Below are 15,355 nucleotides of genomic sequence, written 5' to 3'. Positions count from 1 at the left end.
CAACGACAAACAGGGCGCAGCAGGGCCGCTAACGCCAGCAATGCCGGGCACCGCGGCGCTTCATTGACCGGGGAAGGCGAGAGACCGGCGCGCACTTCAGGTGCACGCGCACTATCAGGATGCCCTATTTTGGTGCAAAGAGAAACGGGGGGGTCAGTTCCCGGGGAAGGGCACGCCACCCGGGTTGGGGCCGGCGCCCTGCTGGCTTCCAGGCATCAGTCGAGAGGCTTGATGCATATAGAACGTCACCGGATCCGACTCGGCGACAGTGTTGCCTGCACCATCGACGACCCGGACCTGCAGCCGGTGCTCACCCCGATGCACCTCGGTGAGGCGTTGGCTGGTGGAGCGACTGAGCTCGCCCCGCGGTTCGCCGTCAAGGACGAACTGGACCCGATGCCCGTCACGGAGATTCGGATCCAGGGCTACCTGGACGTCCACGTAGCCCTGGTTGTCCCGCACCGTACCCTCATCCTCCGGCTGGATGATGCGCACGCGTGCATAGGCGGACGGATCATCCCGGTCGTCATCTGCCGGCGCGGAACGCGGCTGCTGACGTGACGGAGCACGAAACTGGTAGGACGACACCGGTTCGTCGGACTCCAGACGCTCAGCGCCTTCCCGCGGCTCGTCGGTGTAGGTGACATTGCCATCCTCGTCGACATGCTTGTAGACGTCCGCCAGCAGTGCCGCCGGGGCGAGGCAGATCAGCAGAGTCAGCACACGGATCATCATGGTCAGAATTTAGCACAGGAGGACGAAGAGCGGGGGAGACGGTCCGGCAGAGATGGTTCGACATTGCCAGGCCAAAAAAAACCCCGGCCGGAGCCGGGGTTTCGATTGCCGCATGGACGGGCGCAGTCAGACGCTGTAGTACAGGTCGAACTCCATCGGGTGCGTGGTCATGCGCAGCTGCTGCACATCCTCGCCCTTGAGTTCGATGTAGGCGTCGATGGTGTCGTCGGTGAACACGCCACCCTGCTTGAGGAACTCGCGGTCCTTGTCCAGGGCCTCCAGGGCTTCCTCCAGGGAGAAGGCGACCTTGGGGATCTCGGCCTCTTCTTCCGGTGGCAGATCGTAGAGGTCCTTGTCCATGGCATCGCCGGGGTGGATCTTGTTCTGGACGCCGTCAAGGCCGGCCATCAGCATGGCTGCGAACGCCAGATACGGGTTGGCCGTGGGATCGGGGAAACGCACCTCGACGCGACGGGCCTTGGGATTGGAGATCCACGGCACCCGGATGGACGCCGAGCGGTTGCGGGCGGAGTAGGCCAGCAGCACCGGCGCTTCGAAGCCCGGAACCAGACGCTTGTAGCTGTTGGTGGAGGCGTTGGCGAAGGCGTTGATGGCCTTGGCGTGCTTGATAATGCCGCCAATGTAGTAGAGCGCGGTCTCGCTCAGGCCACCGTACTGGTCACCGGTGAACTGGTTGGTGCCGTCCTTCGCGAAGGACATGTGCACGTGCATGCCGCTGCCGTTATCACCCACCAGGGGTTTGGGCATGAAGGTGGCGGTCTTGCCGTAGGCAGAGGCGACGTTGTGCACGGCGTACTTGAGCTTCTGCACTTCGTCGGCCTTCTTCACCAGGGTGTTGAAGGCAACGCCGATCTCGCACTGCCCGGCGGTGGCCACCTCGTGGTGATGCACCTCCACCTTGAGGCCGAGTTCTTCCATGGCCAGGACCATCGAAGTCCGGATGTCGTGCAGGCTGTCCACCGGCGGCACCGGGAAGTAACCGCCCTTGACCTTCGGGCGGTGACCCATGTTGCCGTCGTCGTAGACGCGCTCGGAGTTCCAGCCGGCCTCTTCGGAATCGATCCGGTAGAAGTTGCCGCTCATGGTGGCGCCCCAGCGGACGTCATCGAAGACGAAGAACTCCGGTTCCGGGCCGAAGAAGGCGGTGTCACCCAGGCCGGTGGACTGCAGGTAGGCCTCAGCGCGCTTGGCCACCGAGCGCGGATCGCGCTCATAGCCCTGCATGGTGTTGGGTTCGATGATGTCGCAGGTGATGTTCAGGGTCGGCTCATCGAAGAACGGGTCCATGGTGGCCGTGGACGGATCGGGCATGAGAATCATGTCCGACTCGTTGATGCCCTTCCAGCCCTGGATGCTGGAGCCATCGAACATCTTGCCGTCTTCGAAAAAGTCGTCCTCCACCTCGGTGGCGGGGATGGTGACGTGCTGTTCCTTACCCTTCGTATCCGTGAAGCGCAGGTCGACGAACTTGATGTCCTCGTCCTGAATCATTTTGAGAACGTCAGCTGCGGTGCTTGACATGCCTACCTCCAGATCAGACTGCATTGTGCGTCAGTTGAGAATTCGACTCGCGGCTCTATGAAGCATGGACCGTGCCAGCACCACAATACAGCGAGTTACGGGCGTTTCTGGTGCAAGGACGCGCTGAAAGACGCAACAATGCACCACGGTAAAGCATGAGACAGGGCATTTGCACCATAAACGTGCACTTGCCGGCATGTGCCAGGCCGTCAATCAGCTGGCCTCGTCAGCGGCCACGCGAATCCACACGCTGATCGCACCATCGTCATCACCGCTGTGTTCGATGGCCTCGAGGGTATGGCCATGAACGCGGCACCAGGCCGGAATGTCCGCATGGACACCGGGATCGGTGGCGAGGACCCGGACACGGCAGCCCGGCGACAGCCCGGCAATGGCATCCTGCGTGCGAATCACCGGCAGGGGGCAAAGCAGGCCACGGGCGTCGACGATTGCTGGTTCAGGCAACGTACCACTCCCGCGGCACGTCGTCGGCAGCCATGGGGGTGACCTCCAGCTCCCGTTCCGGTCCGTTCCGCTCGGTGACCGCGACACGGACCTGATCGGCATCGCGCCCCTGGCTGAATCGTGCCACCAGGCGTGCGGCTAGCTCCAGGTCACCGTCACGGGCCTCCCCGTCCAGCAGCGCCAGCGGTCCACCGTGACTGGTGGGGACAAGGTGCGTGAACTGCTTGCGGTAGCCGTGCATGAACCGGTTTTCCCCGTCCTCGCGGGAAATGATGAGCTTGAAATGGGGCCTTGGGCGGAGGTGCCGCCCCATCTTCAGTAGCATGATGTCGTCGAGCTCGTAACGACGCTCTCCCCGCGCCTGCCAGAGATCCCGGAGCTTGCGTGAATAACTGGGATCGGTAAGGAAGCAGCAGCCGCCGGCGGGTTGAGCGTAGTCTTCCAGGCCGAAGGACTCCGCCAGGTCCATCTGCGGCTTGCGGGAGCGCCCGCTCCAGTCGAACAGCTGCTCCCGGTCCACCCAGCCCTCGCGCTCCGGCAGCGTGGGCTCCAGCAGTTTGGCGCACAGGGGCCGCAGCAGCCGCTCGTGGGCACCGGACTCCGTGGCGATCACCGGCATGGTCCGCTTGAGCTGGGATTTCGGGCGCTGGCCGATGACTTCACCGGTGATGATGAAATCGAAGCCGTTGGCCTCCATCCACTCCCGGGCCTTGCCCACCATGAAACCCTTGCAATCGAGACACGGGTTCATGAACTGGCCATAACCGTGACGCGGATTGATCACCACGTCCTTGTAATCCTCCACGACATCGATGATGTGGAGCTTCATGTCCAACTGCTCGGCAACCCACAGGGCGTTGTTGCGTTTCGGCCGCGCCTTGTCCTGGGCGCGCACGGCGTGAGTGTGGCCCTCGACGCAAAAGCCGGTGTAGAAATTGAGGCCCTCCACGTGGACGCCCTGCTCCTTGACCACGCGGGCAGCAAGCATGGAATCCAGGCCTCCGGAAATCAGCGCGACAGCGCGCGGTGTCCTGCTCATCATGTCTCGGTCCGTTAGCTCGCGTTCGTTCCGGTGGTACGGATAGCCGCAAAGGGTAACATGCCCGTGGTTGACGGGAGCGCGTTGGCGCCTTCTCGGGCCAAAGCCCGAACAGGTATACTCGTCTGCCCGGGCTAGGGAAACGCTGAACAATTCGCGCGCGCCTCTGGCCGATCAGCGCACCCACAGACAAGGCGCGCTGCGCAGCGCTGTACTGCCGGTACAGTCAAGCAGCGCAACGCCGGCTGTGGGCGCGCTGATCGGCCGCAGGGCGCGTCATGGGGGCGCTCCGGACTGCGTTGGCGTTCTTGTAAAGGGTTGCGGCCATTCACTGCGAACGCCGCCTTGCCAGAGCGCCGCCATGACGCGCAGAGGCACGCGGGAATTGTTCAGCGTTTCCCTAGTGTCCTGTAACCCAAGTTCGTTGTATTTTGCCTGTCCTCTGGGCGGCTGAGACAAGGCCATCGGTCCGAAGGCGTAGCCGTCACTACGGCGAGGACCGATAACGCCGGCTCAGCCGCCCAGAGGACAGGCCCTGGCGCCGCACAGGCGCTCAAAATGCAACGAATTTGAGTTACAGGACACTAGCGCCCGGTTGAAGGCGCATGCAGGCAAAACGAGCAACCAGGGGGCATTGTGGCTGAACACCAGCAGATACCGGCGCGGGCCACGGACACGTTCCAGGGCCTGATCCAGGCGTTGCAGGACTACTGGGCCAGCCAGGGCTGCGTCGTCATGCAGCCGCTGGACATGGAGGTCGGGGCCGGGACCTTCCACCCGGCAACCTGTCTGCGGGCCATCGGTCCGGAACCCTGGAATGCGGCCTATGTGCAGCCGTCCCGGCGCCCCACCGACGGGCGTTACGGCGAGAATCCCAATCGCCTGCAGCACTACTACCAGTTCCAGGTGGTGATGAAACCCTCGCCAGCGGAGTTCCAGGAACTGTATCTGGGCTCGCTGCGCCACCTGGGCCTGGACCCGCTGGTGCACGACATCCGTTTCGTCGAGGACAACTGGGAGTCTCCCACTCTGGGTGCCTGGGGTCTGGGCTGGGAAGTGTGGCTGAACGGCATGGAAATCAGCCAGTTCACCTACTTCCAGCAGGTGGGCGGGCTGGACTGCCGCCCGGTGATGGGGGAGATCACCTATGGGCTGGAACGCATCGCCATGTATCTGCAGTCCTGCGAGAGCGTCTTCGAGCTGGTGTGGGCCCGTGGCCCCCAGGGCGTGGTCACCTACGGCGATGTCTATCACCAGAACGAGGTGGAGCAGTCCGCTTACAACTTCGAACACGCCGACGTGGAGGCACACTTCCGCTGGTTCGAGCAGTGCGAACGGGAGAGTCTGCGCCTGGTGGAACTGGGATTGCCACTGCCGGCGTACGAGCAGTGCCTGAAGGCTTCGCACACCTTCAATCTCCTGGATGCCCGGCATGCCATCTCGGTGACCGAGCGGCAACGCTACATTCTCCGGGTGCGCACCCTGGCCCGGGAGGTGGCGAAACTCTACTACCAGCGCCGCGAGGAACTGGGCTTCCCGCTGCAGCCGGCCTCGGCGGAGGTGGCCCATGGCTGAGTTCAAGGATCTGCTGATCGAGATCGGCACTGAGGAACTGCCGCCCGCGGCCCTGCGGACGCTGCGGGATGCCTTCCAGCGCGGGGTGACCGCTGGGCTGGAAGGCGCCGGCATTGGCTTCAAGCACAGCTCAGCGTATGCCACCCCGCGGCGACTGGCTGTGGTGGTGGACGCCCTGGCTGATCGCCAGCCCGATCAAACCATTGAGCGCAAAGGTCCGGCGATCCAGGCAGCCTACGACGCTGAGGGCCAACCCACCAAGGCCGCCGAGGGGTTCGCACGCTCCTGTGGTGTGGGCCTTGATGCCCTGGAGACCATGGAGACGGACAAGGGCGCCTGGCTGGTCTATCGCGGTGAACAGGCCGGAGAACGCACCACGGCGCTGCTGCCGGCAATCATCCACGCGGCGCTGGATGCCCTGCCGATCCCCAAGCGCATGCGCTGGGGCAGCAGCGATGTCGCGTTCGTGCGCCCGGTGCACTGGAGCATTGTGCTGTTCGGCGATGAGGTGGTGGAGATGCCGATACTGGGGACCTCCAGCGGACGCACCACACGGGGGCACCGGTTCCATGCGCCGCAGCCGTTGACTCTTTCCCATGGGGCGGAGTACGCGGAGCGCCTGGAGCGCGAGGGTTATGTCATCGCGGATCTGGCTCGGCGACGTGACACCATCGCCGAGGAGGGTCGGCGGTTGGCCACGACGCTGGGCGGTGCACTGGTGGCGGACGACGCGCTTCTGGATGAAGTCGCTGCGCTGGTGGAGTGGCCCGTGGCCATGGTGGGCAGCTTCGACCAGCGCTTCCTGAAGGTCCCCGCCGAGGCGTTGATCTCCAGCATGCAGGGCCATCAGAAGGTTTTTCCCGTGCGGGGTGGCGATGGTGCCCTGCTGCCGCGGTTCATCATGATCGCCAACCTGGAGAGCTACGATCCGGATGAGGTAGTGCGGGGCAACGAGCGCGTTATCCGCCCGCGGCTCGCCGACGCCGAGTTCTTCTGGAATCAGGATCGGCGGCAGGCGCTGGCCGACCGGATCGAGGGGCTGAAGGGCATCGTCTTCCAGCAGCGCCTGGGGTCGCTCCACGACAAACAGCAGCGGGTGGCAACCCTGGCCGGCGCCGTGGCGGATCGCATCGGCGTGGAGGCCCGCGCCGGAGAGCGGGCAGCACTGCTGGCGAAGTGCGATCTGCTCACGGAAATGGTGGATGAGTTCCCGGAACTCCAGGGGATCATGGGTCGGTACTACGCGCGGCACGATGGCGAGGATCCCGAGATTGCCGCCGCCATGGAGGAGCAGTACCAGCCGCGCTTTGCCGGGGATGACACGCCACAAAGCCCGGTGGGTCAGGTGCTGGCCATCGCCGACCGGGTGGATACCCTGGTGGGCATTTTCGCCATTGGCCAGGGCCCCACCGGCGACAAGGATCCCTTCGCCCTGCGCCGGGCGGCGCTGGGCCTGATGCGGACGCTGATCGAACGGGAACGTTCCCTGCCACTGCGCCAGTTGTTCGGCGCGGCTGCGGCAGCACTGCCCGAGGACGTGGCCAGCGCCGCGGACGGCGAGGCGGTGCTGACTTTCTGCCTGGATCGCCTGAAACGCTACTACCAGGAGCAGGGGATTGGTGCGGAAGTCTTCGACGCCGTCGCCGCCCTCGACCTGGATGATCCCCTGGACATCCACCACCGGCTCCAGGCCTGCGCCCGCTTCCTGGAGCTCGACGCGGCGGAAAGTCTTGCGGCGGCGAACAAGCGGGTGCGCAACATTCTGCGCAAAAGCGACGAGCCCATCCCCGGGGAGCCGGACCCGGCCCTGTTTGCCATGGCTGAGGAGCGTGCCCTGGCCGACGCCATGGCACCCCTGGTGGCGGAAATCGACGACCTGGCCGGGCAAGGCCACTACGGGGAAGCCCTGGAACGGCTGGCCACCCTGCGGGAGGTGGTGGACCGGTTCTTCGACGGCGTCATGGTGATGGCCGAGGATGCCGCCGTGCGGGCAAACCGTCTGGCATTGCTGCAACGGCTGGCCGGTCTGTTCACCCGGGTTGCGGATATCTCCCGGCTGCCCGCCGGCGGTGCATGAGCGGGCCAGCGGTCATCCTGGACCGGGACGGCGTCATCAACGCCGATTCCGACGCGTACATCAAGTCCGTGGCAGAGTGGCAGCCGTTACCCGGGAGCATCGAGGCCATGGCCCGTCTGAGCAGCGCGGGCTGGCGGGTGATTGTCTGCACCAATCAATCCGGCGTTGGGCGTGGCCTGCTCTCCGAAGCCATGCTGACGGACATCCACGACGTCTTGTGCAGTCAAGTCGCCGAGTGCGGCGGGCAGGTTGACGCCATTTTCCATTGTCCGCACCGACCGGAGGACGGCTGCGACTGCCGCAAGCCCCGTCCTGGGCTGCTGCGCCGTGCGGCGGAGACGTTCGACCTCGACTTGCAGAACCTTCCCGTGATCGGGGACAGTCAAAGGGACCTGGATGCCGCAGCCGCGGTGGGGGCGCTGCCCCTGCTGGTGCGTACAGGGAACGGCGAAGCCACCGCCGCGCAGACAGCCCACGGTGCTGTGGCCGTCTATACCGACCTGGCCGCCGCCGCGGACGCGCTGCTGCTGGGAGCCCACGCCCCGGAGAGCAAAGACGGGCGGTAGGCGGGGACAGCAACACCACAAAGACCAACAAGAGGAGAGCCATTGGTGGAGATCAAGCGCAAACCTCCGCTGCTGCAGCGATCCGCTGGGGAGAAACTGCGGGCGCTGCCGCGTTCGGTAATCTGGGCGCTAGGGGCGCTGGCGATCACGCTGCCCTACGGCACTGTCGGCCTGGGCATTGCCGCGCTACTGCCTTATCAACGGCGTTACTGGTTCTTCGTCAGCTGGAGCTACAGCCTCCAGTGGTGGACGCGGATGGTCTGTGGCATCCGTTACGAGGTGGAAGGCGCCGACAACATTCCCGATACCCCCTGCGTCGTGATGTGCAAGCACCAGTCAGCGTGGGAAACCCTGGCCCTGCAGAACTGGTTCAACCCACAAACCTGGGTGCTCAAGCGTGAGCTGCTGAAGCTGCCCATGATCGGCTGGGCCCTGGGCATGCTGTCGCCCATTGGCATTGATCGAGGTGCACGCAAGGAAGCAATGCAGCAGATGCTTGAGCAGGGCCGTGAGCGGCTAGCCCAAGGACGCTGGGTCATCGTTTTCCCGGAAGGGACGCGCATACCCGCCGGCCGTAGCGGCAATTATCGCCGTGGCGGGGCCGTCCTGGCGTGGGAAACCGGAACGCCGGTGGTACCAGTGGCGCATAACGCGGGTGAATTCTGGCCCAGAAACTCGTTCCTGAAGTACCCGGGCGTTGTGCGGGTGCGGATTGGCAAGCCCATGGTGTCCGAGGAGCCGACTCCGGAGGAGTTTCTGGAGCGGATCCGGCAGTGGATCGAGGGCAATACACGGGAGATCAGCCAGGTGTACGAAACCCCGGTGACGGACGGGCCGGGGCAGGGGAGGGACTGACGTCCCGGAGGTGTTCCACGTGGAACACCTCCGGAAGTGTTCGCGTTCCGGACCCCGAATTCGGGGTCCGGACGGAGAGCGCATCAGATGTCGAGGTTCGTCGCTGCCAGCGCGTTACGCTCGATAAACTCCCGCCGCGGTTCCACATGATCCCCCATGAGGGTGGTGAACACTTCGTCGGCGCCCACGGCGTCCTCGATGCGCACCTGCAGCAGCCGCCGGGTGTCGGGATTCATGGTCGTCTCCCACAGCTGCTCCGGATTCATTTCCCCCAACCCCTTGTAGCGCTGGATGTTCTGACCCCGCTTCGCCTCTTCCAGCAACCACTCGATCACCTCCCGCAGGGTCGACACTTCCCGGCTGCGCTCACCTCGCTGCACCATGGCTCCCTCGCCTAGCAGGTCTACCAGCACACCGGCCAGATCCGCGATGGCCTTGTACTCCGGCGTCAGGAAGAATTCCGGCGTAAACCGGTAGTCGTGACGGATACCGTGCCGCCGTTTGGACACCACCGCCTCCTGCAGGCCGCCATCGGTTCCCGCCGTGACGGTCACCTGGTAGCGCGTCCCTTGTGGTTGATGCACATTCAAGCGGTCCACCACCGCCTGGAACCACTGCTGCATGCCTCCGGCGTCGCCAAAATGGCTCTCAGTGATCACCTCGGCGCTCAGGAAACCTTCCAGGAGTTCACGATCCTGAGTCCGCGCCATGTGCTCAATGACGTCCATGACGTGCAGGTATTTGCGCGCCAGATCCTCCAGCCCCTGCTCCCGGATGGGGACGCCGTCACCGCCGGGGTGCAGGACGGCATTATTCAATGCCAGCTGCAACAAGTACTCGGTGAGCTCGCGCTCATCCTTGACGTAGTGCTCCTGCTTGCCGCGCTTGATCTTGTAAAGAGGCGGCTGCGCGATGTAGACGTGGCCGCGTTCCACCAGGGTCAGCATCTGCCGATAAAAGAAGGTCAACAGCAGCGTGCGGATATGCGAACCGTCCACATCGGCGTCGGTCATGATGATGATGCGGTGATAACGCAGTTTGTCAGGATCAAAATCGTCCCGGCCGATGCCGCAGCCCAGGGCGGTGATCAATGTCCCGACTTCCGCCGACGAGAGCATCTTGTCGAACCGGGCCTTTTCCACGTTCAGGATTTTGCCCTTGAGGGGCAGAATCGCCTGCGTTCTCCGGTCCCGTCCCTGTTTGGCGGAACCGCCGGCGGAGTCACCCTCCACCAGGTACAGTTCCGAAAGGGACGGATCCCGTTCCTGGCAATCAGCAAGCTTGCCCGGCAACCCGGCCACATCCAGCGCCCCCTTGCGTCGGGTCATCTCGCGCGCCTTACGGGCCGCTTCCCGGGCCCGTGACGCATCCACCACTTTCTCGCAGATGGACTTGGCATCCCCGGGGCGCTCATACAGAAAGTCATGCAGACCTTGCGCCACCACGGACTCTACAGCCGTTTTCACCTCGGACGACACCAGCTTGTCCTTGGTCTGCGAGGAAAACTTCGGATCCGGCACCTTCACCGAAATCACTGCGGTGAGCCCCTCCCGGGCGTCGTCGCCGGTGGGAGTGGCCTTGGCCTTCTTAAGAAAGCCTTCGCTTTCCAGATACTGATTGATGGTCCGGGTCAGGCCGGCGCGAAACCCGGCCATGTGCGTGCCACCGTCCCGCTGGGGAATGTTGTTGGTAAAGCAGAAAATATTCTCCTGGTAGGAGTCATTCCACTGTAGCGCGATGTCCACGCAGATGTCCCCCCGCCACTCGGTCATGTGCAGGACCTCGCGATTGAGGGGCGTCTTGTTCTTGTTCAGGTGCTCGACGAAAGCACGGATACCACCGTCGTACTGGAAGACGTCTTCCTTCTCGCTGCGCTCGTCGCGCAGCGCGATGCGGACGCCAGGGTTGAGGAAGGACAGCTCCCGGAACCGCTTGGCCAACAGGTCAAAGTGGAAATCGATGTTGGTGAAGATTTCCTCGCTGGGGCGGAAGGTAATCTGCGTGCCGGTGTCTTCCGTCTCACCGATGATTCGAAGTGGCTCTACCGGTTCCCCGAGCGCGAACTCAAGCAGGTGAATATGCCCGTTACGCTTGATGGTGAGCTGGAGCCGTTCCGACAGCGCATTCACCACGGAGACGCCAACGCCGTGCAAACCCCCGGAGACCTTGTAGCTGTTGTTATCGAATTTCCCACCGGCATGGAGGACGGTCATGATGACTTCGGCAGCGGACCGGCCCTCTTCCTCGTGCTCATCGACGGGAATACCACGCCCGTCATCACTGACGGTAATCGACTCGTCCGCATGGATGACCACCGAGATCTCCGAGCAGTACCCGCCCAATGCCTCGTCAATGGAGTTATCCACCACCTCGAACACCATGTGGTGAAGCCCCGTGCCGTCATCGGTATCACCGATGTACATGCCAGGGCGCTTGCGGACGGCATCCAGGCCACGGAGCACCTTGATGCTTTCGGAATCGTAGGTGGGGTTGAAACTCATTCTGGATCCCTTCTGGTGCGTCGCTGTTTCTCGTCCCGGAATCGCTTCTGCGGTCCCGCTCTACTCGGCAACGTCGTGCAGTGCCCGAACCCCGGGCCCGTGTTCTGCGATAACGGCACCCCCGACGCGTCCAGGGACAGCGGGGCAACAGCATACGGACTTGGGGCCAAAGTCCGTCAGTATACCATTTCCGTAATAACGCCTTGTTCCACGTGGAACTGTGTCCCCTGGTCCACGGGAAGTGCAGCCGCAGCGATGGCAGTGAAGAAGCACTGACTGGAGCTCGCCAGCAGTGACGCCACCACGTCATCCCGGTGTTCGTTATCGAGTTCCGCGGGAAGATCATCCACCAGCAGCACCGGGCGCGGCCCGCCAACGGCTGCAACAACCTCCGCCTGGGCAAGCAGCAGCGCAATCACCAGCACTTTCTGCTGCCCACGGGAAAGCCGCTCGCGCGCTTCCATGCCTTCGGCCAGAATCTGCAGTTCTGCACGCTGGGGACCAACCATGGTGAAACCCACGGCGGCTTCGGAGGCGTGCTGCGCCTCCAGGGCCTCCCCAAGCCCCCGATTCTTGGCCCAGCCCTGGCGGTAGTGCAGCTCGATCTTTATCGGTCCCAGCCACTGCGCCGCCCGTTCCTGGACCCGGGGTTCCAGCGCCGCCAGAACCCGCCGTCGTAGTCCGTCCACGACTTCGCCAGCGCTCACCAGCTCCGGCTCAAGCGAGTAAGCGAGCCGCCACTGTCCTTCGCGCAAGGCAGCATTCCGCTGTCGCAGCGCGCGATCGAAACGCCGCCAGGCGCCATGGAAATCGTGTTCCACGTGAAACACGGTCCAGTTGAGGTAACTCCGCCGCGTTTCCGGACCGTCCTGTAGCAGCCGCTGGCTCTCCGTATTGACGATCTGCACCGGCAACAGTCGCGCCAGCTGCGACAGCCCCCGGGCATCCTCGCCATCCACGCGAACCCGGGTCCCGCTATCATCCCGGCCCACCCCGACCCGATGCACCTGCCACCCGTCATCAACTTCGCCCTGGAGGATCAAGGGAGCCTTGCCATCCCGACGGACCCGGTCAAGCCGACCCGCACGGAAGCTCCGAGCCCGCGCCAGGATATGGATCGCCTCGAGCACGCTGGTCTTGCCCGCCGCATTCGCACCAGTGATCACGTTGCAGTGCGGGTGAAATCCCACCCGCCCATCGACGAGATTGCGGATTCCAGACAGGCTCAGCTTATGTACCGCCACTGGCGGCCGCTCCCTTTATCCCCGTCAACGAATCCCATCCGGAGCCCCATCAAGGGCCCTGATACACCCTGCATTACAGCCGCATCGGCATGACGACGTACCGGAAGCGCCCGTTTTCGGGATCCTCGAGGATGGTGCTGGAGCTGGAATCCACCAGCCCCATCCGCACGTTCGCGCCGTCAATCGCGTTCAGGGCGTCCAGCAGGTAACTGGCATTGAAACCCACCTCCATGCCTTCCGCCTGATACTGCACCGCGAGCTCCTCGTCAGCCTGTTCCTGCTCCGGATTATTGGACTGAATGCGCAGCTCCTCCGATGCCAGGACGAAGCGGACTCCCCGGTACTTTTCATTGGAGAGAATCGACGCCCGTACCAGCGCCTGCCGCAACGTCTCCCGGGATGTCTCCAGCACCCGATCGTCCACCGCGGGAATGACCCGTTGGTAGTCCGGGAAACGTCCGTCGATGAGCTTCGACGTAAAGCGCAAGTGGGGGAGCGTCACGCGGATGTGGTTGCCACCCAGCTCCACCCGTACCTGCTCATCCGTGTCATCCAGAAGCCGCAACAATTCCTGCACCCCTTTACGCGGCACGATAACCTGCTGCTGTCGTTCGGTACTGACATCGCCGTCGATTTCGCCCAGCGCCAGACGGTGCCCGTCCGTGGCCACCGCGCGCAGCCGCCCCGGTTCGAGTTCCAGTAGCAGACCGTTCAGATAATAGCGCACGTCCTGCAGGGCCATGGCGAAGTGGGTCTTGTCGATGAGCTCCCGGAGGTCATGCTGAGGCAACACCAGTGGATGGGTTTCCCCGATGTCCTCGACCGTCGGGAACTCGCTGGCCGGCAAGGTCGACAACGTGAACCGGCTCCGCTCTGCGGTCACTACGGCACGGTCACCATCCAGCGCCAAGGTGACCTCCGCACCCTCCGGGAGGTTGCGGACGATATCCATGAACTTTCGTGCCGGCAGCGTGACCTGCCCCGGTTCCAGGACACCCTGCGTGGCCGCTGCCACGAGTTCCACTTCCAGATCCGTCGCAGTCAGCGAGATGCCGTCGTCGCCAGCGACCAACAGCACGTTACCCAGGACCGGCAACGTCTGCCTGCGTTCAACCACGCCGATCACGGACTGTAGCGGCCGGAGGAGCTCTTCACGTTGGAGTTTGATCTTCATGACACCGTCCACCTGGTCAATGAATTACTAATTAGGGAATCTTGAAGAAAACCTGTTGTTGTTACTAGGGCAGCGGTCTCCATGGGACAAGTCGCGTTTTGTCTGCAGTGAGAACCGCTTGGGATGGACTTCCCCGGGGTACATCCGGTGAGGCTGACCGGGTACTCCCTGGTCATAACCTGTGGATAGATTTCACCCCGCAGTGCCCGTCTTTGCCATCCACGACTTATCCACATCATGTGGTCAGGGTTCTCAACAGGTTGTTGTAGTCCTCATCAATGCGTGTATCCGCGTCCCTGAGTTCCTGGACCTTGCGACAGGCATGCAACACCGTGGTGTGGTCCCTGCCGCCGAAGGCGTCCCCGATCTCCGGCAGGCTGTGGCTGGTGAGCTCCTTGGCCAGGGACATGCCGATTTGCCGCGGCCGGGTAATGGACCGACTGCGGCGTTTGGATAACAGGTCCGCCACCCGGATCTTGAAATACTCTGCCACCGTCTTCTGGATGTTCTCGATGGTGACCAGTTTATCCTGCAATGCCAGAAGATCCCGCAGTGCTTCCTTGGTGAAGTCCACGGTAATGGGTTGACCGGTGAATTGCGCGTTCGCCACCACGCGCCGCAGAGCGCCTTCGAGTTCACGAATGTTGGACCAGATGCGTTTGGCGATGAAGAACGCGACTTCGTTCGGCAACTCCACGCCTCCCTGACTGGCCTTGCTCATGAGGATGGCAACGCGGGTTTCCAGTTCCGGTGGTTCGATGGCCACGGTGAGCCCCCAGCCGAAGCGGGACTTCAGGCGCTCCTCGAGGCCCTCCACCTCCTTGGGGTAACGGTCACAGGTGAGGACAACCTGCTGCTGACCTTCAAGCAACGCATTGAAAGTGTGGAAGAATTCCTCCTGGGAACGCTCTTTTCCGGCGAAGAACTGGATGTCGTCAATCAGCAATGCATCCGCGCCTCGGTAATGGCGCTTGAATTCGTTGATGGCGTTGTGTTGCAGCGCCTTGACCATGTCGCCCACGAACCGCTCCGAGTGCAGGTACAGGACCTTCGCACCCGGCCGGTCCCGGAGGATCAGATTACCGACGGCATGCATGAGGTGGGTCTTGCCCAGGCCGACGCCGCCGTAAAGAAACAGCGGATTGTAGGCCTCGCCCGGATTCCCGGCGACCTGGGTACAAGCGGCCCGCGCCAGCTGGTTGGATTTGCCTTCCACAAAGGTGTCGAAGGTGAACTTGGGGTTGATGTTGCTGGTTGCCGGCGTGCGCGCTCCGCTATTGCTCGGGCTCGGCCCCCGTGTGCGGGCGCTCGATGTTCCGGCTGGCGTTGCAGCTGCCTGACTTCCGATTTCCAGTACCACGTCCCAGGTATCGGTTGATCCGGTCCGCTCTGCCAGCAGCCTGCGAATGCGTTCGAGGAAATGATCACGGACCCAATCCATGACGAATCGGTTCGGTGCCAGCAGCCGTAACCGTCGTCCGTCCTCCACGGCCTGCAATGGCCGAATCCAGGTATTGAGCTGCTGCTCCGGTACCTCGCCTTCGAGCCGCGAGAGACAATAGTGCCACACCGAGTCGGCCAC

General features: G+C 63.5%; 12 protein-coding genes. 4 read left to right on the top strand and 8 right to left on the bottom strand.

What is annotated here, in order from left to right; all coding sequences use genetic code 11:
- Positions 1 to 153 precede the first annotated feature (153 nt).
- The 4 genes from KU884_RS00060 to KU884_RS00045 form a co-directional block, all read right to left on the bottom strand.
- A complete protein-coding gene (locus KU884_RS00060; RefSeq protein ID WP_167780706.1) occupies positions 154 to 735 on the bottom strand; it encodes a DUF4124 domain-containing protein in 582 nt (193 codons plus the stop codon).
- Positions 736 to 861: 126 nt separating this feature from the next.
- Positions 862 to 2,277, bottom strand: coding sequence for a glutamate--ammonia ligase (gene glnA, locus KU884_RS00055; protein ID WP_167780705.1), 1,416 nt, complete (start codon positions 2,275 to 2,277; stop codon positions 862 to 864).
- 213 nt (positions 2,278 to 2,490) lie between these two features.
- The gene (locus tag KU884_RS00050; protein ID WP_254432125.1) at positions 2,491 to 2,742 is read right to left on the bottom strand and encodes a sulfurtransferase TusA family protein; all 252 of its coding nucleotides are present in this window, start codon (positions 2,740 to 2,742) and stop codon (positions 2,491 to 2,493) included.
- Positions 2,735 to 3,784, bottom strand: a complete 1,050-nt coding sequence (locus KU884_RS00045) for a tRNA (5-methylaminomethyl-2-thiouridylate)-methyltransferase (RefSeq protein WP_254432124.1) — start codon at positions 3,782 to 3,784, stop codon at positions 2,735 to 2,737. Before KU884_RS00045 ends, KU884_RS00050 begins: the two co-directional genes overlap by 8 nt.
- A 633-nt stretch (positions 3,785 to 4,417) precedes the next feature.
- Here KU884_RS00045 and glyQ point away from each other — a divergent pair.
- Genes glyQ through KU884_RS00025 form a run of 4 tightly spaced genes read left to right on the top strand, consistent with a single transcriptional unit; the run spans position 4,418 to position 8,854 of the window.
- A complete protein-coding gene (gene glyQ / locus KU884_RS00040) occupies positions 4,418 to 5,356 on the top strand; it encodes a glycine--tRNA ligase subunit alpha (protein ID WP_254432123.1) in 939 nt (312 codons plus the stop codon).
- Positions 5,349 to 7,433 carry a glycine--tRNA ligase subunit beta gene (glyS, locus tag KU884_RS00035; RefSeq protein WP_167780703.1) on the top strand — a complete coding sequence of 695 codons (2,085 nt, stop codon included), beginning with the start codon at positions 5,349 to 5,351 and terminating at the stop codon, positions 7,431 to 7,433. Before glyQ ends, glyS begins: the two co-directional genes overlap by 8 nt.
- The gene (gmhB, locus tag KU884_RS00030; protein ID WP_167780702.1) at positions 7,430 to 7,999 is read left to right on the top strand and encodes a D-glycero-beta-D-manno-heptose 1,7-bisphosphate 7-phosphatase; all 570 of its coding nucleotides are present in this window, start codon (positions 7,430 to 7,432) and stop codon (positions 7,997 to 7,999) included. The genes glyS and gmhB overlap by 4 nt, the downstream gene beginning before the upstream one ends.
- 45 nt (positions 8,000 to 8,044) lie before the next feature.
- Positions 8,045 to 8,854 carry a 1-acyl-sn-glycerol-3-phosphate acyltransferase gene (locus tag KU884_RS00025; protein ID WP_254432283.1) on the top strand — a complete coding sequence of 270 codons (810 nt, stop codon included), beginning with the start codon at positions 8,045 to 8,047 and terminating at the stop codon, positions 8,852 to 8,854.
- An 83-nt stretch (positions 8,855 to 8,937) separates the two neighbouring features.
- On the opposite strand, the gene gyrB is transcribed toward KU884_RS00025, so the two are convergent.
- The 4 genes from gyrB to dnaA form a co-directional block, all read right to left on the bottom strand.
- Positions 8,938 to 11,355, bottom strand: a complete 2,418-nt coding sequence (gene gyrB, locus KU884_RS00020; RefSeq protein ID WP_167780701.1) for a DNA topoisomerase (ATP-hydrolyzing) subunit B — start codon at positions 11,353 to 11,355, stop codon at positions 8,938 to 8,940.
- A gap of 176 nt (positions 11,356 to 11,531) precedes the next feature.
- Positions 11,532 to 12,599, bottom strand: coding sequence for a DNA replication/repair protein RecF (recF, locus tag KU884_RS00015; RefSeq protein WP_167780700.1), 1,068 nt, complete (start codon positions 12,597 to 12,599; stop codon positions 11,532 to 11,534).
- A gap of 73 nt (positions 12,600 to 12,672) precedes the next feature.
- The gene (dnaN, locus tag KU884_RS00010) at positions 12,673 to 13,773 is read right to left on the bottom strand and encodes a DNA polymerase III subunit beta (RefSeq protein ID WP_167780699.1); all 1,101 of its coding nucleotides are present in this window, start codon (positions 13,771 to 13,773) and stop codon (positions 12,673 to 12,675) included.
- A gap of 235 nt (positions 13,774 to 14,008) precedes the next feature.
- Positions 14,009 to 15,355: a chromosomal replication initiator protein DnaA gene (gene dnaA / locus KU884_RS00005; protein ID WP_167780698.1), complete on the bottom strand. Its 1,347-nt coding sequence runs from the start codon at positions 15,353 to 15,355 to the stop codon at positions 14,009 to 14,011.

The organism is Aquisalimonas sp. 2447 (assembly GCF_012044895.1).
In the GTDB taxonomy this organism is placed as follows: domain Bacteria; phylum Pseudomonadota; class Gammaproteobacteria; order Nitrococcales; family Aquisalimonadaceae; genus Aquisalimonas.
This window is presented reverse-complemented; position numbering and strand designations above follow the sequence as displayed.